This window comes from Arthrobacter sp. 147(2020) (assembly GCF_013116715.1).
GTDB lineage: Bacteria > Actinomycetota > Actinomycetes > Actinomycetales > Micrococcaceae > Arthrobacter_D.
In genome coordinates this window covers 1-24,405 of the sequence record NZ_JABFOM010000006.1, presented here as the reverse complement: position 1 = coordinate 24,405, position 24,405 = coordinate 1, and the positions used below count along the sequence as shown (strand labels likewise).

General features: G+C 64.0%; 22 protein-coding genes. 15 read left to right on the top strand and 7 right to left on the bottom strand.

Features of this window, described 5'->3' with window-relative positions; genetic code table 11:
- Positions 1-45: 45 nt before the first annotated feature.
- Positions 46-1,845: a proline--tRNA ligase gene (locus HMI58_RS06175; RefSeq protein ID WP_171618526.1), complete on the top strand. Its 1,800-nt coding sequence runs from the start codon at positions 46-48 to the stop codon at positions 1,843-1,845.
- Positions 1,846-1,854: 9 nt separating this feature from the next.
- Positions 1,855-2,661, top strand: coding sequence for a TSUP family transporter (locus HMI58_RS06170; protein ID WP_171618525.1), 807 nt, complete (start codon positions 1,855-1,857; stop codon positions 2,659-2,661).
- 44 nt (positions 2,662-2,705) lie between these two features.
- Here the strand turns inward: HMI58_RS06170 and HMI58_RS06165 are convergent, their stop codons facing one another.
- Both HMI58_RS06165 and HMI58_RS06160 read right to left on the bottom strand, forming a co-directional pair.
- A complete protein-coding gene (locus HMI58_RS06165) occupies positions 2,706-3,710 on the bottom strand; it encodes an aminoglycoside phosphotransferase family protein (protein ID WP_171587377.1) in 1,005 nt (334 codons plus the stop codon).
- A gap of 127 nt (positions 3,711-3,837) precedes the next feature.
- Entirely contained in the window at positions 3,838-4,956 is a 1,119-nt protein-coding gene (locus HMI58_RS06160; protein ID WP_171618524.1) for a DUF4439 domain-containing protein, read from the bottom strand.
- An 87-nt stretch (positions 4,957-5,043) separates the two neighbouring features.
- On the opposite strand from HMI58_RS06160, the gene rimP reads away from it, so the two are divergent.
- The 5 genes from rimP to rbfA all read left to right on the top strand — a co-directional run bounded on the left by rimP (position 5,044) and on the right by rbfA (position 10,905).
- On the top strand, positions 5,044-5,730 hold the full coding sequence (rimP, locus tag HMI58_RS06155; protein WP_171618523.1) for a ribosome maturation factor RimP: 687 nt from the start codon (positions 5,044-5,046) through the stop codon (positions 5,728-5,730).
- Positions 5,731-6,702 (top strand): transcription termination factor NusA, encoded by a 972-nt coding sequence (nusA, locus tag HMI58_RS06150; protein WP_171587374.1) that lies wholly within the window; start codon positions 5,731-5,733, stop codon positions 6,700-6,702.
- A gap of 68 nt (positions 6,703-6,770) precedes the next feature.
- A complete protein-coding gene (locus HMI58_RS06145) occupies positions 6,771-7,100 on the top strand; it encodes a YlxR family protein (RefSeq protein ID WP_205207956.1) in 330 nt (109 codons plus the stop codon).
- A gap of 152 nt (positions 7,101-7,252) precedes the next feature.
- On the top strand, positions 7,253-10,150 hold the full coding sequence (gene infB / locus HMI58_RS06140) for a translation initiation factor IF-2 (RefSeq protein ID WP_171618522.1): 2,898 nt from the start codon (positions 7,253-7,255) through the stop codon (positions 10,148-10,150).
- 290 nt (positions 10,151-10,440) lie between these two features.
- The gene (gene rbfA / locus HMI58_RS06135; protein WP_171618521.1) at positions 10,441-10,905 is read left to right on the top strand and encodes a 30S ribosome-binding factor RbfA; all 465 of its coding nucleotides are present in this window, start codon (positions 10,441-10,443) and stop codon (positions 10,903-10,905) included.
- Between the two features lie 108 nt (positions 10,906-11,013).
- Here rbfA and HMI58_RS06130 read toward each other — a convergent pair whose 3' ends face one another.
- Positions 11,014-12,201: a ScyD/ScyE family protein gene (locus HMI58_RS06130; protein ID WP_171618520.1), complete on the bottom strand. Its 1,188-nt coding sequence runs from the start codon at positions 12,199-12,201 to the stop codon at positions 11,014-11,016.
- A gap of 186 nt (positions 12,202-12,387) precedes the next feature.
- Complete coding sequence (locus HMI58_RS06125; RefSeq protein ID WP_171618519.1) at positions 12,388-13,551, bottom strand: aminotransferase class I/II-fold pyridoxal phosphate-dependent enzyme; 1,164 nt, start codon at positions 13,549-13,551, stop codon at positions 12,388-12,390.
- A 127-nt stretch (positions 13,552-13,678) separates the two neighbouring features.
- Between HMI58_RS06125 and truB the strand changes: the two genes are divergently transcribed.
- From truB to HMI58_RS06085, 8 genes are all read left to right on the top strand, one after another.
- The gene (truB, locus tag HMI58_RS06120; RefSeq protein ID WP_318779148.1) at positions 13,679-14,638 is read left to right on the top strand and encodes a tRNA pseudouridine(55) synthase TruB; all 960 of its coding nucleotides are present in this window, start codon (positions 13,679-13,681) and stop codon (positions 14,636-14,638) included.
- Positions 14,635-15,006, top strand: coding sequence for a hypothetical protein (locus HMI58_RS06115; RefSeq protein ID WP_171586859.1), 372 nt, complete (start codon positions 14,635-14,637; stop codon positions 15,004-15,006). The genes truB and HMI58_RS06115 overlap by 4 nt, the downstream gene beginning before the upstream one ends.
- Positions 15,003-15,473 carry a hypothetical protein gene (locus tag HMI58_RS06110; protein WP_171618517.1) on the top strand — a complete coding sequence of 157 codons (471 nt, stop codon included), beginning with the start codon at positions 15,003-15,005 and terminating at the stop codon, positions 15,471-15,473. The genes HMI58_RS06115 and HMI58_RS06110 overlap by 4 nt, the downstream gene beginning before the upstream one ends.
- 64 nt (positions 15,474-15,537) lie before the next feature.
- Complete coding sequence (locus tag HMI58_RS06105) at positions 15,538-16,206, top strand: DUF4345 domain-containing protein (protein ID WP_171618516.1); 669 nt, start codon at positions 15,538-15,540, stop codon at positions 16,204-16,206.
- 71 nt (positions 16,207-16,277) lie between these two features.
- A complete protein-coding gene (locus tag HMI58_RS06100; protein ID WP_171618515.1) occupies positions 16,278-17,270 on the top strand; it encodes a bifunctional riboflavin kinase/FAD synthetase in 993 nt (330 codons plus the stop codon).
- Between the two features lie 125 nt (positions 17,271-17,395).
- Positions 17,396-17,665, top strand: coding sequence for a 30S ribosomal protein S15 (gene rpsO / locus HMI58_RS06095; protein ID WP_019483462.1), 270 nt, complete (start codon positions 17,396-17,398; stop codon positions 17,663-17,665).
- Between the two features lie 282 nt (positions 17,666-17,947).
- A complete protein-coding gene (locus HMI58_RS06090) occupies positions 17,948-20,218 on the top strand; it encodes a polyribonucleotide nucleotidyltransferase (protein ID WP_171586863.1) in 2,271 nt (756 codons plus the stop codon).
- A 3-nt stretch (positions 20,219-20,221) separates the two neighbouring features.
- The gene (locus HMI58_RS06085) at positions 20,222-21,688 is read left to right on the top strand and encodes a pitrilysin family protein (RefSeq protein WP_171618514.1); all 1,467 of its coding nucleotides are present in this window, start codon (positions 20,222-20,224) and stop codon (positions 21,686-21,688) included.
- 236 nt (positions 21,689-21,924) lie between these two features.
- Here HMI58_RS06085 and HMI58_RS14930 read toward each other — a convergent pair whose 3' ends face one another.
- The 3 genes from HMI58_RS14930 to HMI58_RS14525 form a co-directional block, all read right to left on the bottom strand.
- The gene (locus HMI58_RS14930; RefSeq protein ID WP_225667947.1) at positions 21,925-22,125 is read right to left on the bottom strand and encodes a KTSC domain-containing protein; all 201 of its coding nucleotides are present in this window, start codon (positions 22,123-22,125) and stop codon (positions 21,925-21,927) included.
- A 30-nt stretch (positions 22,126-22,155) separates the two neighbouring features.
- Complete coding sequence (locus HMI58_RS06075) at positions 22,156-23,997, bottom strand: ATP-binding protein (RefSeq protein WP_225667946.1); 1,842 nt, start codon at positions 23,995-23,997, stop codon at positions 22,156-22,158.
- Positions 23,990-24,405 (bottom strand): hypothetical protein (locus tag HMI58_RS14525; protein WP_205207955.1); only part of this gene is annotated, 416 nt, incomplete at its 5' end. The genes HMI58_RS14525 and HMI58_RS06075, both read right to left, overlap by 8 nt.

Below are 24,405 nucleotides of genomic sequence, written 5' to 3'. Positions count from 1 at the left end.
TAAGCTGCCCTCGGCAGTCAGTGCTCAAGAAACGGATTTTATCGCGTGGTCCTTCGACTCTCCACCCTCTTCCTGCGCACCCTGCGCGAAGACCCCTCCGACGCCGAGGTGGCCAGCCACCGGCTCCTCGTGCGGGCCGGCTACATCCGCAGGGCCGCCCCCGGCATTTACAGCTGGCTGCCGCTGGGACTGAGGGTGCTCGGCAAGGTGGAGACCATCATCCGCGAGGAGATGGCCGCCATCGGCGCGCAGGAGGTGCACTTCCCGGCGCTGCTGCCCAAGGAGCCCTACGAGGCGACGAACCGGTGGACCGAGTACGGCGACGGCATCTTCAGGCTCCAGGACCGCAAGGGAGCCGACTACCTGCTGGCTCCGACCCATGAGGAGATGTTCACCCTCCTGGTCAAGGATCTGTACAACTCGTACAAGGATCTGCCGCTGAGCCTTTACCAGATCCAGTCCAAGTACCGCGACGAGGCGAGGCCACGCGCTGGCCTGCTGCGCGGCCGCGAATTCATCATGAAGGATTCCTACTCCTTCGACATCGACGACGCCGGGCTGGAGCGCAGCTACCAGCTGCACCGCGCCGCCTATCTGCGGATCTTCGAACGGCTCGGCCTCACCATCGTGCCCGTCGCTGCGACTGCCGGCGCTATGGGTGGGTCCAAGAGCGAGGAATTCCTACACCCCTCGGAGATCGGCGAGGACACCTTCGTGGCGTCCGAGGGCGGCTACACCGCCAACGTCGAGGCGGTCACCACGGTTGTCCCGGACTCGATTGACTTCACCGGAGCCGCTGCCGCGGAAATCAAGGACACCCCTGACACCCCGACCATCGACACGCTGGTAAACCACGCGAACGAAGCCCTTGCCCGTGACGGCGGCCCCTGGACCGCCGCCGACACCCTCAAGAATGTCGTGCTGGCCGCCATCCTGCCGACCGGAGAGCGCCGGCTGGTCATCATCGGTCTGCCGGGTGACCGCACGGTCGATCTGAAGCGCATCGAAGCGAACCTTGCACCGCACCTCGAGGTGGGTGGCGAAGTGATGGTGGAGCCTGCCTCCGACGAGGACCTGAGGAAGCATCCGGGCCTGGTCAAGGGGTACATCGGCCCCGGAGTAAGCCTGGACGCCGCAGTGCTCGGCGCCGACGGGTCAACGGGGATCACCTACCTGGTGGACCCCCGCATCGTGGCGGGAACCTCCTGGATCACCGGTGCCAACGTCACCGGTAAACACGTCTTCGGCCTCGTCGCCTCCCGGGACTTCTCCTGGGACGGGACCATCGAGGCTGTGGAGGTGCGCGACGGCGACGAAGCCCCCGACGGTTCGGGCCCGCTCAAGGCGGCCCGCGGAATCGAAATGGGCCACATCTTCCAGCTGGGCCGGAAGTATGCCGAGGCGCTGAACCTGAAGGTCCTCGACCAGAACGGGAAGCTGGCCACCGTCACGATGGGATCCTACGGCGTCGGTGTGACCCGGGCCATTGCTGCCCTGGCCGAATCGAACCGCGACGAAAAGGGCATTATCTGGCCCCGGAACGTTGCGCCGGCGGACATCCACCTGGTCGCCACAGGCAAGGGCGAGGAAATCTTTGCCGCTGCCAACCAGCTTGCCGAAGACCTTTCCGCTGCTGGTCTTGAGGTCATGTATGACGACCGGCCCAAGGTATCCCCGGGCGTCAAATTCGGTGATGCCGAGCTGATCGGCGTGCCGACCATCGTCGTCGTCGGGCGCGGCCTGGCCGACGGCGTGGTGGAGGTCAAGGACCGCCGCAGCGGTGAAGCAGAGAACATTGCAGTCGCGGAGGTCGTCGAACACCTTCGCCGCCTCGTTACCTCCTAGCAGGGCCGGTTGAACTCCGGGCTGGAGGAGATCCAGCTCGCGACGATTCTGCTGGTGCTGGTTGCCGGGTTCGCTGCGGGCTGGGTCGACGCGGTGGTTGGGGGCGGCGGCCTACTCCAGCTGCCGGCCCTGCTCCTGGTTCCGGGGATCACCCCGGTGCAGGCGCTGGCCACCAACAAGATGGGCTCGCTGTTCGGCACCACCACCAGTGCCATCACCTATTACCGGCGGGCCAAGCCCGATCTCAGAACCGCACTGCCGATGGCAGGGATAGCGCTGCTCGGCGGGTTTGGTGGCGCGATCATTGCGACGTCGTTGCCGTCGTCGGTGTTCAAGCCCATCATCGTTGTTGCACTTATTGCCGTGGCGGTGTTCACCGCCTTCCGGCCCACCGTCGGAACCCTGACCAAACTGCGCCACACCGGCGGGCGGCACTATGGGACAGCGGCAGCGATTGGTCTGGTGATCGGGTTCTATGACGGGCTGATCGGGCCCGGGACCGGCTCCTTCCTGATCATCGCGATGGTCACCCTGCTCGGCTACAGCTTCCTTGACGCCAGCGCCAAGTCGAAGATCGTGAACCTCGCCACTAACTTCGGCGCGCTGATGTTCTTCCTCCCCAATGGCTCCCTGCTGTGGGGCCTGGGCCTGGTGCTGGGGTTGGCCAACATGGTCGGCGGCTACGTGGGGTCGCGGATGGCCATCACCCAGGGCAGCAAATTCATCAGGATTGTCTTCCTCGTGGTGGTCGGCGCGCTGATCGCCAAGCTGGGGTACGACGTGTGGGTGGAAAACGTGCAGCCAGCGCTGCAGTGATTCTGAAGCTCCGGTGATTCTGAAGCTGCGATTCGGGAGCTCCGCTAGGGCCGGGCCAGATCTGCTGCGGCGGGCAGCTCGGGAAGGGTCCGACGCAGCAGCGTACTGGCCACCCACAGCGAACGTTGGGCGTCGTCCTGGTTCCCAGCCTCCACGGCGGAGAGTGCGTTCTGGACCTCCCGGACCACCGCCCAGTCCCGTGCCAGAAGTGGGTCAAGACCAGCGGCGAACGCCAGATCCGAGCACCGTTCCCGCAGATGGCCCTCCGGGTCACCGGGGAACAGATCCCCAATCCGGTTCCACAGCATCGGTGCCACCGCAAACTCGGCGTCGCCTACCACCGGCTTGGGATCGATGGCCAGGTAGCCTGCCTGTTCGACGGCATCGGAATCCAGGCGGGCCAGAATATTGAGGTAGTGCAGGTCCGAGTGGACCAGGACATCCTGCTCGGACCGTCGCCCCACAGCTCCGCGCACCTGGCACACTTCCAGGGCACATTCCAGGAGCCACCGGTCAAAGGGGCGTCCCAGCAGATCCCAGTCCGCAGGCATTGTGTCGGTCCACATCTCCGCCTGCGCAGCTACTGACGGAATGTCGCGCCACAGCTCACCCTTGTCAGGTGTCAGTGCCAGCTCCCGGACCAGTCCGCCCCAGATGGCGGCAGTGTCATCCAACGGCACCCCGGCCAGTGACCGGTCTCCGTCTAGCCTCTGCAGCAAGAGCACGTAGTCATCACGGGAGGCCGCGAGCAGCCGCACCGCACCCCTGCCTCCCCACAAGACCAGGGCGTCGGGTTCGGGGAGCGCTTCCTCGTGGGGAATGGTGATCTTCAGGACGGCGGGGCTGCCATCGGCGCGGCGGACCGGCACTACCAGGGCGGCGCTGCCGACCCAGGGCAGGGTGCCGCCGGGCAGGTCCAGGGTGAGCCCCCACTCGGTGAGCGCGGTCCGGGCTAAATCCCTCCACCGGTCCAGCCAGCCGTGCCCGGACGGCAGTGCGCGGGCGCTTCGCACCAAGGCGGAGGGGAGCTCGATCGTTGAAAGGTCCACGACGCCCAGTCTAGGCTCCGTGCGCTCACCACATCGCTCTCCTTGACCGCCAACTCGGCGTTAGGGTGGGCTGCCAGCGCGGCGTGGCCGGTCAGATCGACGGCGACTGTGAGAGGGATCCCTCGCCTCACTCACTGATGCCGGGAAATGCCTCTGGGGTGTCGCTGATCGTCTGCTGTTGGCCGGCGACGTCGATGAACCGTTCGACAGCCCATGACCGTGCGGGTCCCTCGGTCAGCCCGACCAGATCCGCGTACATTCCCACCAGCTCGGCGTTCAGCTGGTCCAGGGTGCCAGCCGGGTCGTCAAGGAAGCCGGCGTCGAGGGTGAACGCCGGAATTTGCGTTGGCAGTTGAGTGCACGCCAGACCCTGGAGGACACCCTCGCCTGCGACGGCGGCGAGGGCGTGCTGCTCGGCACGCTCGGTGAGGTGCGCGCCGTCGGGGATGCGCGCCGCTGCAACCTCGTAGGCGTAAGCGGCCTGGTGCTCGGCGGACACCGCCGCGCTCAGCGGCTCTGCCTCAGGTGGGTCGACGGGGTCCGTGCCGGCACACTTGGGCAGCGGGCCGGGACCGGCCGCAGGCAGCGGCTCCCACTCCGGCGCCTCCAGGCCCTGGAGCCCCGCCAACGCCAGTGCCTGATGCCGCTGGCTCACGGCTACCGACGCGAGCAGACGTGCTATCCCCGGTTCCGTGGCGATCGAGGCCTCAAGGTTCTGTTGAGCCGCGGAGAACAGGTCGGCCACGAAACTCGTTGGCGTGGGCGCTGGCTGGGTTGCTGCGGCGGAGCTGCCACCGGTAGACGCCAGACCTTCCCCTCGGGCGACTTCGGCAGAGGGCTGGGGTGCGGCTGAAACAGTACCGGAGGAAACAGTGGGGGAGGACACCATTGACAGGACAGGGTGTCGGAGCGCCGCGGCCTGCTCCTGCAGAAGACCAGCTGTCACAGCGTAGGCCTCACCCACCCCCTGGCCATCGGCGGCCGCACCGTCGGAAAGGATGGTTGCCGCGGCAGCGAGGTCAGTCGCTGACACCTCAGCGATCACCTGGGCCTGTTCGGTGAGGGATAGCGGCGGTGGGCCGGGGGGTGGGGGGCCATCGAGGTTGATCCCGAGGGCGACCACCAGCACGAAGGCGAGGACCAGAGCGAGGCTGCGGATCGTCCGGTGTGCGACGCTCCGGGCGACGCCGCGGGGGCCGGAACGCCGGGGGCCAGAAGAGTCCTTCACAACTGTTGATGATGTCATGATCCCCGCCCGTTCGGGACCTGGTACCCCGTATTTGCTGGAATGTCGCTACGCTAGAGCTACAACATCATCGAGTGGGAGGCAGCAATGGCGGTTCGGCCGGGCAATGACAGTCCGCCTGCGGCAAGTACGCTGCAGCAACAAGCGCGTGACGCGGACAACCAGGCGGAATCGGTCAGGCTCACAGCGCTGCTGCAGCCCACCGTTGAGCAGCACGGGCTCTTCCTTGAGGCCGTGGAAATTAAATCCGCTGGATCGGAACGCACCGTCAACGTGGTTGTTGACCTGCCGGAAGATCAGACCGGCAGCGTCAACCTCGACCTGATTTCCGACGTCGCCCACGACGTCTCACTGGCCATGGATGCCGACCCTCATGACCACGGGCGGCCCTACAGCCTTGAGGTCTCCTCGCCGGGTGTGTCCCGACCGCTCACCGAGCCCCGCCACTGGCGGCGGAACGTGGGCCGCCTGGTCACCGTCCGCCAGGTCAAAGGGGACGACATCACCGGGCGGCTTCTGGAAGTCAGCGACGACGGCGTCCGACTGACTCCCCAGATTCCGGTGAAGAAGGGGATGAAGCCGAAGACCGGCGACCCCCTGACGCTGCCCTTCACGGGTATCCGCAAAGGCACCGTGCAGGTTGAGTTCGCGCACCTCGACGAGACGCCACTGAACGACACACATCCTGACGACACACTTCCTGACGACAGCGGGGACGAAGGCATCTTTGACGATGCCCGCCCCACCACTACACCCACAGCTTCGGAGAACTAAATGGATATTGATATGAGTGCGCTAAGGCTGTTGGAGCGAGAACGGGAGATCCCGTTGGAGCTCCTGATCCCCACCATCGAACAGGCACTGCTGGTCGCCTACCACAAGACCGCAGGGTCACAGGAGACCGCGCGGGCGGAACTGGATCGCAAGAGCGGTCACGTCACCATCTGGGCAACCGAGACCGACGACGACGGCGCCCCGGTCGGCGAGTTTGACGACACCCCCACGGGCTTCGGCAGGATCGCGGCGAGCACTGCGCGGCAGATCATCCTGCAGCGCCTCCGCGACGCCGAGGACGACAACATCCTCGGCGAATTCCGTGGAAAAGAGGGCGAACTCGTAGCCGGGATGATCCAGCAGGGCACCAACCCGCACATGATCCAGGTCAACCTCGGATCCGTCGAGGCACTGCTCCCACCACCCGAGCAGGTTCCGGGGGAGAAGTACCTGCACGGCGCGCGGCTGCGTGCCTTCGTCGTCGACGTCCACCGCGGCATGAAGGGCCCCTCCATCACCTTGTCCCGGTCCCATCCGGGACTGGTCCGGAAACTGTTCGAACTGGAAGTACCGGAAATCGCGGACCACACTGTCGAAATTGTGGCTCTGGCCCGAGAGGCCGGGCACCGCACCAAGATTGCCGTCAAGGCACAGGTTCCAGGCGTCAACGCCAAGGGCGCGTGCATTGGGGAGATGGGATCCCGTGTCAGGGCGGTCATGAACGAGCTCAACGACGAGAAGATCGACATCGTGGACTACAGCGACGATCCGGCCACCTTCATCGCCAGCTCACTGTCGCCATCACGGGTCTCGTCGGTCACGATCACCGATGAGAGTACCCGGTCCGCGCGAGTGGTGGTTCCCGATTACCAGCTGTCGCTGGCCATCGGGAAAGAGGGTCAGAACGCGCGGCTGGCAGCAAAGCTGACCGGGTGGCGCATCGACATTGTCTCCGACGCGGTCAAGGCCTGAACAGCGGGTAGTGCTGCCAATGCGGCCTTGCCTGCCGAAAAGCGCTAGAATGGAAGAGGCTTAGGTCATTGCCATCCCAACAAACCGCGATTAGAACGTGCGTCGGTTGCCGGAAACGTGATGACCAGGCTGTTTTGCTGCGGTTGGTGAGAGACAATCCGGACGGCTCCAACGCCGTCGTGATTGATGATCGCCGCCGTCTCTCCGGTAGAGGTGCGTGGTTGCACCCCACGCCGGCGTGCCTGGAGCAGGCCCTCAAGCGGGGTGCGTTCAACCGTGCCTTCCGAGGCCAGGTTGACTCTCGCGAAGTCGAGGACCGGCTCCACACACTCAAGGAAGCTTCGCTACGGAGCCACCCTAAAGAAACCGTCCCCCCTGAAAGCGGGTCAGAAAACTGATGGATTCCCGATGAGTACCCAGCGATGAGTGCCCAACGATGAACAATCTGTTGAGCTTTGCAATCGGATTTTCAGTTGCCCCGGCAGCTGTGGTCTGCAGTAGGAAATAATTGGTTCGTGCCTGACTCGGTGCGGACCGAGACAGGAGAAATGTGGCTAAGGTCCGCGTACACGAGCTCGCCAAAGAGCTCGGAATTACTTCGAAAGATGCAGTAGCCAAACTGCAGGAACTGGGCGAATTCGTCCGTTCCGCCTCATCAACTATTGAGGCACCCGTCGTGAAGAAACTTCGCGGCGCTTTCCCGGCAGCACCTGCTGCCGCACCACCAGCACCGGCAGCAGCCAAGCCTGCCGCTGATCCAACACCCGCCAAGGCCTCGCCGGCACCCGCAGCAAGCCCAGCGGCCTCCACCCCTGCCCCGCCGAAGTCAGCCTCCCCGGCTACTCCCGGTCCGAAGGCACCGGAGAAGGACCGCCAGGACACCCCTGTGGCGACCCCCGAACCAGCCGCTCCGGCAGCGGCCCCGGCCGCTCCAGCAGCAGCCGACCCAGCAGCGCCGGAAGCCTCATCGGCAGCCAAGCCGGGCGCCCGTCCGGCACCCAAGCCAGCCGAGGCGCAGGCTCCTGCCGCGCGTCCCGGATCGGCGGCGCGCCCCGGTGCACCCCGACCAGGCAACAACCCGTTCGCACCCTCGCAGGGCATGCCCCGCTCGGGTCGCGGCGACGGCGACCGCTCCGGCGGGCCCCGCCCCGGCAACAACCCCTTCGCACCATCCCAGGGCATGCCCCGTCCGGGACGCCGTGACGATGCGGCTGGCCAGCGGCCAGCCGCTGGTGCTGGCGGACCCCGTCCGGCAGCCGGTGCCGGTGGCCCACGTCCAGCCGCAGGCTCAGCACGTCCAGGCGGTCCCCGTCCGGCAGCTGGCGCACCAGGATCACGTCCAACGCCAGGCATGATGCCTAACCGCACCGAACGCCCAGCGGCCCCAGGCCGCGGCGGCGCTGCACGCCCAGGCGGCGGCCCAGGCCGTGGTGGCCCAGGTGGCGCACCCGGCGCCGGTGGCGGCGCACCCGCAGGCGGCGGCTTCGGTAAGGGTGGTCGCGGACGCGGCGGCACTGCCGGCGCCTTCGGCAAGGGCGGCGCAGGACGCGGCAAGCAGCGCAAGTCGAAGCGCGCGAAGCGTCAGGAACTGGAGCAGATGTCAGCTCCGTCCCTGGGCGGCGTCAGCGTACCCCGCGGCGACGGCAACACAGTTGTCCGGTTGCGCCGTGGCTCTTCACTCTCCGAGTTCGCCGAGAAGATAGATGCGAACCCGGCGGCACTGGTTACGGTCCTGTTCCACCTTGGTGAAATGGCGACCGCTACCCAGTCCCTCGACGAAGGAACCTTCGAGGTGCTCGGCACCGAACTGGGTTACAAGATCCAGGTCGTTTCTCCGGAGGACGAGGAGCGCGAGCTGCTCGGCAACTTCGACATCGACATTGACGCCGAACTCGAAGCCGAGGGCGACACCCAGCTGGAGGCCCGTCCTCCAGTGGTCACCGTCATGGGTCACGTCGACCACGGTAAGACCCGCCTGCTGGATGCGATCCGCAAGTCGAACGTCGTCGAAGGCGAGCACGGCGGCATCACCCAGCACATCGGTGCCTACCAGATCGACCACGAGCATGAGGGCACCGAAAGGGCCATCACCTTCATTGACACCCCCGGCCACGAGGCGTTCACCGCCATGCGTGCCCGTGGTGCCAAGGTCACTGACATCGCGGTCCTGGTTGTCGCGGCCGACGACGGCGTGATGCCCCAGACTGTTGAGGCACTGAACCACGCTCAGGCAGCAAACGTGCCGATCGTCGTCGCAGTGAACAAGATCGACCGCGAAGGCGCCAACCCTGACAAGGTCAAGGGTCAGCTCACCGAATACGGTCTGGTTCCCGAGGAATACGGTGGCGACACCATGTTCGTCCACGTATCGGCGCTCAAGGGCGAAGGTATCGACGAACTGCTCGAAGCCGTCTTGCTGACCGCTGACGCTGCGCTGGACATGCGGGCCAACCCGAACAAGGACGCCCGCGGTATCGCCATCGAAGCCAACCTGGACAAGGGTCGCGGTGCAGTCGCAACAGTGCTGGTCCAGTCCGGGACGCTGCACGTCGGCGACACGATCGTCGCCGGTGTGGCGCACGGCCGTGTCCGTGCGATGTTCAACGAGGACGGCGACAACGTCATGGTCGCAGGACCATCCCGCCCCGTTCAGGTGCTGGGCCTCTCGACTGTGCCTCGCGCAGGTGACACCTTCCTGGTGACGCCTGACGAGCGGACCGGCCGCCAGATCGCCGAGAAGCGTGAAGCAGCCGACCGTAACGCAGCCCTGGCGAAGCGCCGCAAGCGCATCAGCCTCGAGGACTTCGACCAGGCCGTTGCAGACGGCAAGGTCGACACCCTCAACCTCATCCTCAAGGGCGACGTCTCCGGTGCTGTCGAAGCACTCGAAGATTCACTGCTCAAGATCGATGTGGGCGATGGAGTTGCACTGCGGGTCATCCACCGCGGCGTCGGCGCCATCACGCAGAACGACGTCAACCTGGCCACCGTGGACTCGGCGATCATCATCGGGTTCAACGTCCGGCCAGCCGAGCGGGTGGCAGACCTTGCCGACCGCGAAGGCGTCGACCTGCGCTTCTACTCGGTCATCTACGCAGCAATCGATGACATCGAGGCAGCGCTCAAGGGCATGCTCAAGCCAGAGTACGAAGAGGCTCAGCTCGGAACCGCAGAGATCCGGGAAGTCTTCAGGTCCTCGAAGTTCGGCAACATTGCCGGCTCGATCGTCCGCTCCGGTGTTATCCGCAGGAACTCCAAGGCGCGCCTGGTCCGCGACGGCACGGTTGTCGGCGACAACCTCACCGTCGAGTCCCTGCGTCGGTTCAAGGACGACGCCACCGAGGTCCGCACGGACTTCGAATGTGGTATCGGCCTCGGGTCCTTCAATGACGTCAAGGAAGGCGACATTGTCGAGACCTACGAGATGCGCGAGAAGCCGCGCGTCTAGGCTGACGAAGTAGTGGCGCGGGCGCCCCGGGATCCGGGGCGCCTTTGCCCACTTCGAGGGCGCGGGCGCCGTCGTTATCCGGCGGCCCCGCCCCTTCGCTGGGCGGCAACGACCTGCGGTCGTCGGCCGCCCAGCTCCGGTAGGCCCGATGCCACTCCCGGGCCGCCGGATAACGACGACGGCCGGTTGCTCTACGGGGTCACAATAGCGGCGACCATGCTGGTCCCTCGGCGGTACATGAAGTCCCAGCTTTCTGGGTAAGTTTAGTTTTTAGGCAAGAGGAGTTAGTTATGGCAGATCCGGCACGGGCTTCACGGCTCGCCCAACGGATTAAGGTAATTGTCGCTGAGGCTCTACGCCGCCGGGTCAAGGATCCACGGCTTGAGGCCGTGACCATCACCGACGCGCGGGTGACCAACGACCTCCAGCACGCCACCCTGTACTACACGGTCTTTGGCGACGCTGAGGAGCAGGCAGCCACCCGCACCGCTTTGGAATCTGCCCGCGGAGTGCTGCGCTCCGAGGTGGGCAAGAACATTACCGCCCGGTTGACGCCCACCCTCGAATTCGTTCCCGACGAAATCCCGGTCAACGCCAGCCACCTCGAAGAACTGCTGCGCACCGCCCGGGAGCGCGACGCCGAGGTTGCGGCAATCGCCCAGGGTGCAAAGTTCGCTGGCGACGCGGACCCGTACCGCAAGCCGGACGAGGACGACGACGACGCTGAGTCGGGAAGCCCCGACACAGCCAAGTAGGCCAGTACAGATCAGGCCAGTACACCCCAGGCCAGTACAGACCAGGAGGGCGGGTCCGCAGCTGCGGACCCGCCCTCCCGGCGTTAACACTGGTGATGTTCCTGCTGATCAGTCCTGGTTGACGTCGGCCGTGTCACCGGTCGGTTCCTGCCCTGACTTGTACCAGCCGTGTCCGCCCTTAAGCTTGACCTTGATGACCTTCCCGTCGGGAGGTGTCCCTTCCCCGGGCAGCACATCGGTGGTCGCGTACAGGGTTGACCCCCGCAGCTCCACCTCTCCCGGCAGGGTTGCCTCCAGCAGGGGCTGCGCCGTCGACGATCCGCGGGGGATCACAGAAATCCGGTTGGCGAACAGTTCAGCCACGTAGAGGTTCCCGCGCCTGTCCACTGCCACCCCGGTGGGGGAGACCAGCCCGGCGGCCACCTGGGTGGTGGTGCTCTTCCACAGGTTGACGGCGAACACGGACCCGAGGGCACCGAGCGATGGATCCTCAGGCCCGCCGGGGAGGGAGGTCACGTAAAGCTTTCCGTTCCACCCAAACTCGAGGTCGGTAGGTACCGGCTCCAGATAGTAGGTGGATCCGATCGCGCACGGATCGAGTCCGAGTGCCGTGGCGCGTTCCTCGGTGATCTCCAGGGGGATCGCCGGAAGGACCGCGACGGTGGATACCTTGCCCTTCCGGTCGACCTTGAAGATGGCGTTGGCTCCCGCGTCGGCTACGAGCACATGACCGCGGAAGGCTACCGTGGCATAGGGATTGGAGTCCTGGGCTCCCGGGTACCGGGCAAACGGACCGAGGTTGACCTGAGCGGCCAGGCACTCCTCGTCCAGGTCCCGGAACCCGTAGACGGTGTCACCATCCGGATTCGCCGACCGCTCATACGCGGCGATGTCAGTGATGGTCCTGATCTTGCCCTTCTTGTCGATCGACTTCAGGAGGGACTCGTTGGCTTCCGGGACTCCCTCACCCGCACCGACAGTCATCGTGTAGTAGGTAGTCCCCCCGAAGCGCGATACCGAACCCGCGAAGTAGCCGGGCATGGCGTCGAGTTGCTGGATCGACCCATCCGACTTGATGCGGTCGACGGTCCCGCCGAAGGACTGGGCGACGTCAACCGATTTCCCAGACCCGAGGGCCAGCCTCAGGGGCGACAGGAGTCCATCGGCCAAGGTGGTGGTCTTGCCCGGCGTGGGTAGGGGTTTGCTGTACCCCCAGGAATGCGCTGGGCCGGCTCCAAGGCCCAAGGTCGCCGCAAGCGCAATTGATGCGAGCGCGGCGGAGGTTGCTTTTTTCACGGTGTATCTCCTCGACATTGACGAAATTAACAACGTGAGACCCTTGTTCCGGCGAGAACGCCGCGCGCCCCAAGCCCCCCATCTCGTCCGCGTTAGCGTCGTCCTAGGACGGTAAACTGCCGAAAACATTCACAGGATAGACCCAGCCAAAATTGATGTAAATATCAGCCAGCTTCGGATCCGGGCTCAGTCGAGGTTGCCTACTGCGCGGCCCGGGAGGCGCGACAGACCCTCCACCAGCTCGTCGGTATCGCCGCACAACGAGATGCGAATCCACCCCTCACCAATCGAACCGAACGCGGTGCCCGGAGCTACCGCAACACCCTTCTGGCGCAGCATCCGGTGCACCCAGTCCCTGACGTTTCCCTCGGTGGCGTGGGAGAGGTCTGCCCACAGGTAGAAGGCGCCCTGCGCGTCAAGGAATTCGATTCCCAGCGCAGCCAGGACAGCCGACGCGGCATCCCGATTGCGCCGGTAATGAGCCAGGGCTGTGGCGACGTAGTCCTGGGGCCCGGTCAGGGCGGCCAGGGCTGAATACTGCGACGACGCCGCCACACACGAGACGATGGATTCCATCACATTGTCCAGGGGCTGCTGCATCCCCGGCGGGGTGATCAGCGCACCTACCCGGATCCCGGTCAGCCCGTACGTCTTGGACAGGGTCACCGAGGTGAACACCCGTTCCGATCCGGGCCCTTCAAAGCGAGCGGGACTGACGTGCGGCACATCGTAGGTGAATGACTCGTAGCACTCATCGGAGATGACCCACAGGTCGTGGGCCTGAGCGAACTCCATCAGCGCACGGGTCAGGTCCTCGCTGAACACCGCACCCAGCGGGTTCGACGGCGAGTTGAGGACCAGCACCCGGGTGCGCGGCCCGAGCAGCCGCTCCAAATCCTCAACCCGCGGCTGGAACCCGTGCTGGGCGTGCAGCGGGTACTCCACCGGAACGGCATGCAGCAGGCGGGCCGTCATGCCGAACGTGGGGTAGCCGGGGTTCGGGATCAGGACCTCATCCCCGACGTCGAGTAGCAGGCTCATCGCCAGGTGCAGGCCCTGTTGCGCGCCAGCTGTCACATACACCCGCCCGGGATCCACCTCGTGAGAGTTCTGGTCGCCAAACCGCTTGGCGAAGGCTTCACGCAGGGGCGCGATGCCGGCGTTGGGTGTGTAATTCGTCTCATCCCGGTCCAGCGCAGCCATCCCGGCCTCCAGCACGTGTCGTGCTACCGGAAATCCTGGTTCGCCGATACTGAGCACTATCGCGCCCGGGGTGGCCCAGGCAGCCTGCGTGATTTCACGGATCTGGTTCGGTGGCAGCGCAGCGGTGTGGGTCGAGATGTTCGGCATGGGCCAAGCGTATCGCCGCCCGGGCTCACTGGCCGCCGTCGACCCGGCGGTGTGGCAGCTCCCTGCCTGCCCGGGTGTGGTCCGGTGCCGGACGGCGGGCCGCTGCATCGCGCCTATACTGAGAGGCGTGAATTCCGGGCAAGTCCACTCAGGACTGATTATTGTGGACAAGCCTCAGGGCTGGACCAGCCATGACGTCGTGAGCAAGATGAGGCGGATCGCGGGAACCCGGAAGGTGGGCCACGCGGGCACCCTCGACCCCATGGCGACAGGGGTGCTGGTGGTCGGCATCAACCGTGCCACCCGGCTCCTGACCTTCGTGGTGGGCACCTCCAAGACCTATACGGCCACCATCAGGCTCGGCCAGTCAACAGTGACGGACGACGCCGAGGGCGACGTGGTCACCACCACCTCAGCCGCCGGTATCACTCCCGAGGCCATTAGCGCAGGGATTGCGGACCTCACCGGCGACATCGAACAGGTTCCCAGCAGCGTCAGCGCCATCAAGGTCAAGGGCCAGCGCGCCTACACCCGGGTCCGCTCCGGCGAGGATGTTGTCCTGGCAGCCCGTCCCGTGACCATCCACCGGTTCGAGCTCCACGACATCCGGACCGTGACAGGCCCGGACGCTGACGGGACACTGCTGGACCTCGATGTCACTGTCGAATGCAGCTCCGGCACCTACATCCGCGCCCTCGCCCGTGATCTGGGCGGGGCCCTCGGGGTCGGCGGCCACCTGACCGCGCTCCGGCGCACCCAGGTGGGACCCTACTCCCTGGACCAGGCTTCCACTCTCGAGGAGCTCGCCGCCGACCTGCGCCTGCTGCCCATCAACGACGCGGCGCGGGTCCTTTTCACCCCCCGGGAACTCTCAGCTGGTGAGGCGCTCGACCTGTCCCACGGACGGTTCATCCCAGCCGGGGACGACGTCGGTCCGGTGGCCGCGTTCGCTCCCGATGGCACCCTGGTCGCCCTGCTGAAAAACTCGGCCGACCGGGCGCGTCCCCTGTTGGTCTTCGCGCCCGGCAACGGCACCGCCGTCGACGAGAACACCTCTACCGTTGGCGAGAACGGCACCGCACCATGATCGTTGACGGGTTTTTCATTGCCGGGGTAATTGTCTGTCTGGCCTCTGCGGTCATCTGCTTCGGCGCGGCAGCGATCCGTCAGCCGCCCAACGATGTCACCATCCTCTCGATCGCTGCAGTTGAACTGTTCCTGCTGGTCTACGGTGTGGCAGCCATCATCAGGCAGGCCGGTGGTGAAGCGATCGCCGGGGAAGCCTGGGAGTTCTGGGGCTACCTCCTCACCGCGCTGTGCATCCCGCTGGCCGGCTTCTGGTGGGCCATCCTCGAGCGGAGCCGGTGGAGCAACGTGGTGCTCGGCGCCGTCGGGATCACCGTCTTCGTTATGCTGTTCCGGATGGAACAGATCTGGGACCGGGTGCCCCTGTGAGCACGCACCGCACCGAAAAGAGCTCCGCTCGGCCCACGCGCCACCGCAACAGCGGTCCGGGCCGGCTGCTCATTGCCGTCTATGGTGTCTTCGCCCTGGCGGCAACCGCCCGGGCAGTCTTCCAGATCAGCACCAAGTTCGCTGAAGCCCCGCTGGCGTACCTGCTGACAGCTCTTGCAGCCGGCGTGTATGTCCTGGCCACCGTGTCCCTCGCGATGCCCGGCCAGCGCTGGTACTGGATCTCGGTGGGAGCGGTCGGGCTGGAACTGGTCGGGGTGCTGACCGTTGGACTGTTCAGCCTCCTCGACCCCGAGGCGTTCCCCAATGACACCGTCTGGTCACTGTTCGGACGCGGGTACGGTTTCGTTCCCCTGCTGCTGCCGGTGCTGGGGCTCTGGTGGCTCTATCTCAACCGGCGCGGGCGTGCAGTTGAACCAGCTACCGAGCGGGCCAGCCCCACTGCGTGAGAGTATGACAGCAGCACACAGATTCCACCGTCGACCAGTAGCGGCACATCCATAAGGGAGCCTCATGTCCAGCCCAGAGAATCACCCCGCCGGCAATCCACAGGACAGCACCCGTCCAGGCTCCGGCAGCAAGCCCTCCAGCCCGGCGGCAGGTCAGTCACGCCCCGCCGGTAGCCCCGCCCCCGGCCAGTCACGTCCAGCGGGCAGTCAGCCGAGCGCCACCCCCGGAGCCTCGTCCCGGACCGCTACGCCGTCGTCGGATCCGAAAACGGCAGCAAAGAGCCCAAAGAAGGCGAGCAAACCCAAATCGGCCAAGGGGGAGTGGGGCGTCTTCCGGACCGTCGTCGTCCTGGTCGGACTGATCCTTGCCGGTTTCGGTGCGTACTACCTGATCACCGGGACCTCGGGCCTGCCTGACACCGACATCGGTAACCCCAGCCCCACCCTCGAAAGCCAGTTCCGGTTCTTCGCCGCGATGATGGTGGGCGTGGGCGCAGCGTTCATCACCATCGGTGTGAAGTTCGAGTGGGCCAACATGCTCTGGATGGTCTGCCTGATGGTCTTCATCGGCGGGATCGGTCGTGTTCTGTCATGGGCGTTCTCCGGCACCCCCCACTTCATGATGATCATCCTGATGGTCATCGAACTCGCCTTCCCGGCCGCCCTGCTGGTGTGGCACCGATACATTGCGAAGACCACCGAAATCCGCAACGAATACGCCGCCCGCGGCTAACCGGATTCACGGGGCACGCTGTCCCGGCGGTTTGCCGGCAGCACTGAACGAGGAAACGAAAGAGGAGATGCGTGTACTACTGGAATGACCTGGCCAGTGTTCCGAATGGTTTTGGTCCATCTGTGGTCACCATCGGCAACTTCGACGGCGTCCACATCGGGCACCAGCGGGTGTTGCAGCAGCTGGTGGCTGCCGCCGAGTCCCACCACGCCGCGGCGGTGGTGGTGTCCTTCGAACCGCACCCGGCAAAGGTGCACCGGCCGGACCAGGCGCCCGAGCTCATCATGGGCCTCGAGGACCGGATCGAAACCCTCGCCACCACGGGCATCCAGGCGCTCCTGATGATGCACTACACCCTCGAACTGGCCGCTAACACGCCGGAAGAGTTCGTCACCAAGGTCTTCGTCAACGCCCTGAATGCCCGGGCGGTGGTGGTGGGCCACGACGTCCGCTTCGGGCGCGACAACAGCGGGGACCTGGGCACCATGCGGGACCTCGGCGCGAAGCTCGGCTTCGAGGTGATCGTCATTGACGACTTCGGTGCCAGCCCCACCGAACCGACCGAGGCCGACGGCGACCGGCGCTGCTCTTCCACCTGGGTGCGCGAAGCACTGGAGGACGGCGACGTCGCCACGGCGGCCCGGATCCTGGGACGCCCGCACCGGATGCGGGGCGAAGTGGTGCACGGTGCCGCGCGGGGCAGGGAGCTGGGCTACCCGACCGCCAACCTGTCCCCGGCCTCCGGGGGCTACATCCCCGCCGACGGAATCTACGCCGGATGGCTGGTGGATGAAGCGGGCACCCGGTGGCCGGCAGCCATCTCAGTGGGGTCGAACCCCACGTTCGAGGGCGTCAGCCGGCACGTTGAAGCCCATGTCATTGACCGACCCCAGGAAGAGGTCTCCGACTTTGACCTGTACGGGCAGACCATCATCGTTGAGTTCACGGCGCGGCTGCGGGGCATGGTGGCCTACACCGGGCCCGAAGCACTGATCGCACAGATGCATCTGGACGTCGAACGTACCCGCGAGGTCCTTTCGACAGAACAACACCTCAGCAGGTAAACTGAACCGTGGATCCGGCTGCAGTCCGTGGTGGCTGGATCTTTCTGTGTCTATGACTCAACAGTCAAAATTGACTGCAGTGAAGACCAGGAAACTTGTTCACGGTACAACTCTAGGAGTTAATTGTGGCCCTTGACGCCGCTATCAAGCAGGAAATCATCAAGGAATATGCAACCGGGGAAGCCGATACCGGCTCACCTGAGGTGCAGATTGCTATGCTGTCCCGCCGTATTCTCGACCTGACCGAACACCTCAAGATGCACAAGCACGACCACCACACGCGTCGTGGCCTGCTTCTGATGGTTGGACGCCGTCGTCGTCTGCTGGACTACCTGCGCAAGACTGACATCACGCGCTACCGTACGCTCATCGAGCGTCTCGGCCTGCGCCGCTAGTAAGACACGTGGGGCGGCGCCTTCCTTGAGGGAAGGAGCCGCCTTCCACATGTGGCCACCGGCCACACGAACAACTCAACACATTGGAGCCAGGCAGGCACCGCGCATTCGCGGTCCTCGGTAGTGGTCTCCGGGAGCAGACGGCGTGTCCAGCGCACTTTTCAGTGCCGACGACACGTGAGCCCCCGTGGATCTCGATCGAAGACCGGATGCGACATCCACCGCGAAGACGGTGGACAGGTTCCGGCAAGGCTCGCTAAACAGAAACGGAGGTGACTCTCTATGGAGGGTCCCGAAATCCAATTCGCCGAAGCCGTTATTGACAACGGCCGGTTCGGCAAGCGCACCGTACGGTTCGAGACTGGCCGCCTTGCACAGCAGGCAGCCGGCGCCGCAATGGTGTACATCGACGAAGACACTGCACTCCTGTCAGCAACGACCGCTGGCAAGCACCCCCGCGAAGGCTTCGACTTCTTCCCCCTGACCGTCGACGTTGAAGAGCGCATGTACGCCGCAGGGCGTATCCCAGGCTCCTTCTTCCGCCGCGAAGGCCGCCCCTCCACCGAGGCGATCCTCGCCTGCCGGCTGATGGACCGCCCGTTGCGCCCGGCGTTCGTGAAGGGCCTCCGCAACGAGGTCCAGATCGTCGTCACCGTCCTGGCGATCAACCCCGACGTGCGGTACGACGTCGTCGCCATCAACGCCGCGTCGATGTCCACGCAGCTCTCCGGCCTTCCCTTCTCCGGCCCCATCGGCGGTGTCCGCGTGGCACTCGTGTCCGACGGCAGCGGCGAGGACCAGTGGATCGCCTTCCCCAAGCACTCCGAGCTCGAGAACTCGGTCTTCGACATGGTCGTCGCCGGCCGTGTTGTCAGCGGACCCGAGGGTGACGACGTCGCCATCATGATGGTCGAAGCTGAAGCGACCGACAACTCATGGAAGCTCATCAAGGAAGACGGCGCCACCGCGCCGACTGAAGAGATCGTGGCCGACGGCCTGGAAGCGGCAAAGCCGTACATCCGCGCCCTCTGCGACGCCCAGGCCGACCTTGCCGGCCGCGCCGCCAAGCCAACCGTCGAGTTCCCGGTCTTCCTTGACTACCAGGACGACGTCTTCGCAGCAGTCGAGTCGGCAGCAGCAGCCAAGCTGACCGAGGTCTTCCAGATCGCTGACAAGAAGGAGCGCGACCTCGCCTCCGACGCCCTCAAGGACAGCGTCATCGCTGACCTCGCCGGGCAGTTCGAAGGCCGCGAAAAGGAGCTCTCAGCTGCTTTCCGTTCGGTCACCAAGAGCGTTGTCCGCCAGCGCATCCTCAAGGACCAGATCCGTATCGACGGCCGTGGCCTGAGCGACATCCGTCAGCTCACCGCCGAGGTCGAGGTGCTGCCCCGCGTCCACGGTTCGGCAATCTTCGAGCGCGGCGAAACCCAGATCATGGGCATCACCACTCTGAACATGCTCAAGATGGAACAGCAGATCGACTCGTTGTCGCCGGTAACGCGCAAGCGCTACATGCACAACTACAACTTCCCTCCCTACTCCACCGGTGAAACCGGCCGCGTCGGTTCCCCGAAGCGCCGCGAAATCGGTCACGGTGCCCTCGCAGAGCGCGCCCTCATGCCGGTCCTGCCGAGCCGTGAGGAATTCCCGTACGCCATCCGCCAGGTCTCCGAGGCGCTGAGCTCCAACGGCTCGACGTCGATGGGCTCGGTCTGTGCCTCAACCCTGTCGCTGCTCAACGCCGGTGTGCCTCTGAAGGCACCCGTCGCTGGTATCGCCATGGGCCTGGTGTCCGATGTCGTTGACGGTCAGACCCGCTACGCGGCACTGACCGACATTCTCGGCGCCGAAGATGCTTTCGGCGACATGGACTTCAAGGTTGCCGGTACCTCCGAGTTCGTGACAGCGATTCAGCTGGACACCAAGCTCGACGGAATCCCCGCCTCGGTGCTGGCAGCAGCACTGAAGCAGGCCCGCGAAGCCCGCCTGCACATCCTGGGTGTGCTTGAGGCAGCCATCGACGTGCCGGACGAGCTCTCCGAGTTCGCGCCACGCATCATCTCGGTGAAGATCCCGGTTGACAAGATCGGCGAGGTCATTGGCCCCAAGGGCAAGATGATCAATCAGATCCAGGAAGACACCGGCGCTGACATCTCCATCGAAGATGACGGCACCGTCCTGATCGGCGCCACCAACGGTGGTGCGGCCGAGGCTGCACGCGCCGCGGTGAACGCCATCGCCAACCCTCAGGTCCCTGAGATTGGCGAGCGGTACCTGGGAACGGTCGTCAAGACCACCACCTTCGGTGCCTTCGTCTCCCTGACCCCTGGCAAGGATGGGCTGCTGCACATCTCCGAGCTGCGGAAGCTGGCCAACGGCAAGCGCGTCGACAACGTCGACGACATTGTCTCGGTGGGCCAGAAGGTCCAGGTTGAAATCACCAAGATCGACGACCGCGGAAAGCTTTCGCTCTCCCCAGTGGTTGCCGACGACGCCGCCACCGACGACGCTTCGGCAGTCTCGGTTGGCTCAGCAGAGGGCGACGACAACTAACGAATGGCTGTCTTAGCTAACAACGCCTCCGGCTCCGTTCCCGACACTTCGTCGGGAACGGGGCCGTTGGCCGTTTCACACGAGAATCCCACTGGCCCTTCCTCGATCCTCCTGCCGTTGGTGCCCACCCCGGCGCCTACGGCCGACGGCTCTCCTGCGGCGCAGGATCCTACCCTGGTCGCCGGAACCCTGGGCGGAGTCGTTGTGCGCCGGTCGGTGCTTCCCGGCGGGGTGCGTGTCCTCACCGAGGCGATGCCCGGCCAGCGGTCGGCGACCATCGGATTCTGGGTGGGCGTCGGATCCCGGGACGAGGCCGAGGGCCAGCACGGCTCAACCCACTTCCTGGAGCATCTGCTCTTCAAGGGCACCACCCGGCGCACCGCGCTCGAGATTGCCGAGGCGTTCGACGAGGTGGGCGGCGAGTCGAACGCTGCCACAGCGAAGGAGCACACCTGCTACTTCGCCCGGGTACTGGACGCGGACCTGCCCATGGCGATCGACGTGATCGCAGACATGGTGACCAGCGCGGTGATTGACGCCGACGAACTGGAGCAGGAACGCGACGTCATCCTCGAGGAAATCGCGATGGACAGCGACGACCCCGCCGACGTCGCGCACGAAGAGTTCGTCGAGGCCGTCCTGGGCTCACACCCGCTGGGCCGGCCCATCGGCGGTACGCCCGAGGCGATCAAAGCCGTTCCCCGCGAGTCTGTCCTGGACCACTACCGCAGGTACTACCGGCCCTCCGAGCTCGTGGTCACCGCAGCAGGCGGGCTGGACCACGAGGTGGTCTGCTCTCTGGTGCTCGACGCGCTGCGCACCGCCGGCTGGACCCTCGAGGAGGACGCATTGCCCGTCGCCCGGCGGTCTGATACGCCGGTCGCGATTGAAAGCACCGGCGGGATCCGCGTGATCCGCCGTGCGGTGGAGCAGGCGAACATCCTGGTCGGCTGCCCGTCGATCACCGCCACCGACGAGCGACGGTTCGTCATGAGCGTCCTGAACGCCGTGCTGGGCGGGGGCATGTCATCAAGGCTGTTCCAGGAAATCCGGGAGAAGCGGGGACTGGTCTACTCGACCTACTCCTTCTCGGCCTCCTACGCCGATGCCGGGTACTTCGCCATGTACGCAGGCTGCTCCCCAGCGAAGACCGGACAGGTGATCGACCTGCTCGGTGCCGAACTGGACCGGCTCGCAGCCGACGGCATTTCGGCCGACGAGCTGCGCCGCGCCGTCGGGCAGCTCTCCGGCGGCATGGTGATGGCTCTGGAGGACAGCGGTTCGCGGATGTCGCGGCTCGGCAGGGCAGAACTGGTCTCCGGGGAGTTCCTCGGACTGGACGAGGTGCTCGCCCGGGTCAACGCCGTCACCAAGAAGCAGGTACGGGAACTCGCGGCTGAGTTGGCTGCCGCGCCACGCACCATTACCGTCGTCGGACCGTTCGACACACCAGCTGACTTCGGTCACTAGCTAAGGTTCGATTCACGCAAAACCGACGAGCGACGCGTCCCCGGCAGGAGGCGCGTCGCCCCCAGGTTTTGGTTGGGTCCGGCATCGGAAATGCAGAAACTGGCGCAGACCACCCGCGACGGGTTTTAGTGGGGACTAGGATCTATTTTCCATTTGCCGCGTGAGAGGACTTGCTAAGCAGCCAAGCCTAAGGGACGTCTGCATAAAAGCCGTGACAATAAAATCGACCACCCAGTCTATAATTGAGCGTATCGGTATGAATTCTTAATGTTCTGTGAAAAATACTGACCAACGCTGCTTGCTCCAATAAGTTCATTGTGGACGGTTGGTGGAACGTCGAAGTACTGATATAGAGATCCACTTTTAAACTCTATTTCTAGTGTCATGCTCGTTTCGTCGTAACCGGCTGAAACAAGATTCGAACTTGATACTGGCATGCGATCCATATTTTCTGTTCCTCTATTTGATTAGTTTGGGTGAATAATGCGTCGGCTATGGGGCGTAAGGTTGCGCCATGCCGAAGCAACGTCTTTATAGTCTTGCGGAACTCTTGGGGTGTCCCACCCACCTGGTAAATCCCTGCCGACGACATCTGGATCGGAACTGTCAGGACGACTGGACTCGCTCGATTCAATGACGACTCTGCTAGGAAGCTTCATGATATCGCCGGTAACAATCGCTTCTCCGGTACGAAGGACCGAAACTGCGTCGAATAGACCAGACAGATTATCGGGCAGACTCGACCGAACCAAGGCGCGGTCGGACGTGTTAGTCAGCCGAAGAACAACGAAGGATCCAATCTGCGATAACACCGTGGATCTGATTTCACTTGGGCGTTGACTGACAATCATAGTTCCAACGCCGAACTTACGTCCTTCTTTGACGATACGCTCGACTATTTCTCCTGCAGCATCTTTGCTGTCGCCTAGATAGCGATGTGCCTCTTCGAGGACTATTAGGAGCGGACGAGAGCGGCCGCCCTCAGATAATTTCCTCGCCCAGATTAGGGACTCGTATAGGAGCCTTAATAATACGCTGACAATGCGCTGGAGGACCTGGTTGGGAACGCCGGAGAGGTCGGCAATCACAACGGGCCGAGATGCTCCGAGCCATGTTTCAAGAAATTCTCCAAGGTCACTCGTGACCTCTCCATCCGAGTTGACATCCCAAGGGCCCGGTCGGAATAGAAAGTTATATCTTGGATCCCGCAGCTTCGCTCCTAACGAATTGGTTTGGCGTCGAATATTTATGGAAGTTCCGCTCAAGAAAGTTTTGCTTGCCACGGTCGGCTGATATGTCGGAGGTGATACCTTCTCGGCATCGCCAACGAGAGGCTGCCCATTTTCGTTACTCGCATATGCGCGAGTATCGACAGTTTGAGCATTCGCAGCTACAGAATGTGTAGCAAAATGCATTTCGTGGAGGTGCATCCATAATTGTCGGATACTAAACGGTACTGGTGTATCGGCGGTTATACTGTTTGGCTCTAAACCTAGATTTGGGTGGTTAACTGCGTACTTCCTCTTAGCATCTGTAACCATTTGCTGGACGGTCGTAGCAGAATTATCATCCACGGACCCAAGAGAAAGTTCGAGGAAATCCTCAAACGGCAAAGCCCAGTATGGGAGGCAAAGTTGCGTTTGATTCTCCGCAGGAGATGCCAATTCATTGGCGTCCACTTGTAGTCGAAGGGCGGAGTCGCCAAAGGCATGCCCGTACTCGCCATGCACATCGATAACCAGGACTCGAGTCGAAGGAAACCTCTCTTTCGATGCGAGACCCTGAAGTATTGTCGCTACGGTCGAAGATTTTCCGCTGCCTGTACTTCCAACAATAGCTGTGTGTCTTGTCACCAATTTTGTGACATCGACGAGCGCTGGTAGGTGCGGGGCATTAGCAATGTGTCCGATCCTTAATGACCGAGCATCATCTTTCACCTGATAGAGAAGGCTAAGGTCGTTAGCAGTCACGAGAACTACTCGATCATTGATAGACGGATATCGCGCTACACCTCGTTGAAAGGAGCCGTTACGATGTGCCTCGCCCAGCAACTCAAGTCGCATCCAAGGACGACCGGGGACTGCGCCATCCACTGGTTCTTCGTTGTTGGCGCTTGATCCGACTTGGACCACAATCGCGAAGAGATCGACGAGACCCAGAGGGATCCTGACGTAGGCACCGACCTGACCGACGAAGTACGCGTGACCATTCGAGAATGTAAGGCCTGGAGCGGCTTCGGGGCGCACAGCGGCGGTGATTGTGTCACCCTGGACGTTGGTTACATCGGCAATATGCTTTGGGTCATTCATCGAGCTCACGCGGGTCGTTCCTTTGGGAGAGGTGACCCGTGAGAGATTGAAGCATTGAACCGAACGCTACAAAGTCGCCCAGTTCACAGGTCGTTGGCGATGGTCCTTCTTCATTAGTAGAACCACTTCGGGCCCAAGTTCCTTTGATGCCGCCGATCGAAGCACTGTCCTGCGCGAGAAGAGTCAGATTGTGCAAGATGGCAGAAAGAGAAAGAGCTTCTTCATATTCGGTCAGGGAGCCGTAGAGCAATGCGTGGACGCTAGCTGTCGGGTTGGCGCGGAGCGACTGGTCGATGACCTCGTTAATATGTTGATCCCTATATGAGAATCCGCAACTGATTAGAATCGCTCCATGAACCGCCCTGGGTTTGTTGGAGGCTTCTGACCTTGGAATCGAGAATAGAGTCA

Coding starts and splice junctions, on each gene's coding strand:
- rbfA (WP_171618521.1), top strand. CDS start 10,441: ATGGCAGATCCGGCACGGGCTTCACGGCTCGCCCAACGGATTAAGGTA.
- HMI58_RS06105 (WP_171618516.1), top strand. CDS start 15,538: ATGTCCAGCCCAGAGAATCACCCCGCCGGCAATCCACAGGACAGCACC.
- HMI58_RS06160 (WP_171618524.1), bottom strand. CDS start 4,956: ATGACATCATCAACAGTTGTGAAGGACTCTTCTGGCCCCCGGCGTTCC.
- HMI58_RS06075 (WP_225667946.1), bottom strand. CDS start 23,997: ATGAATGACCCAAAGCATATTGCCGATGTAACCAACGTCCAGGGTGAC.
- HMI58_RS14930 (WP_225667947.1), bottom strand. CDS start 22,125: ATGCCAGTATCAAGTTCGAATCTTGTTTCAGCCGGTTACGACGAAACG.
- HMI58_RS06125 (WP_171618519.1), bottom strand. CDS start 13,551: ATGCCGAACATCTCGACCCACACCGCTGCGCTGCCACCGAACCAGATC.
- HMI58_RS06090 (WP_171586863.1), top strand. CDS start 17,948: ATGGAGGGTCCCGAAATCCAATTCGCCGAAGCCGTTATTGACAACGGC.
- rimP (WP_171618523.1), top strand. CDS start 5,044: ATGGCGGTTCGGCCGGGCAATGACAGTCCGCCTGCGGCAAGTACGCTG.
- HMI58_RS06085 (WP_171618514.1), top strand. CDS start 20,222: ATGGCTGTCTTAGCTAACAACGCCTCCGGCTCCGTTCCCGACACTTCG.
- nusA (WP_171587374.1), top strand. CDS start 5,731: ATGGATATTGATATGAGTGCGCTAAGGCTGTTGGAGCGAGAACGGGAG.
- HMI58_RS06115 (WP_171586859.1), top strand. CDS start 14,635: ATGATCGTTGACGGGTTTTTCATTGCCGGGGTAATTGTCTGTCTGGCC.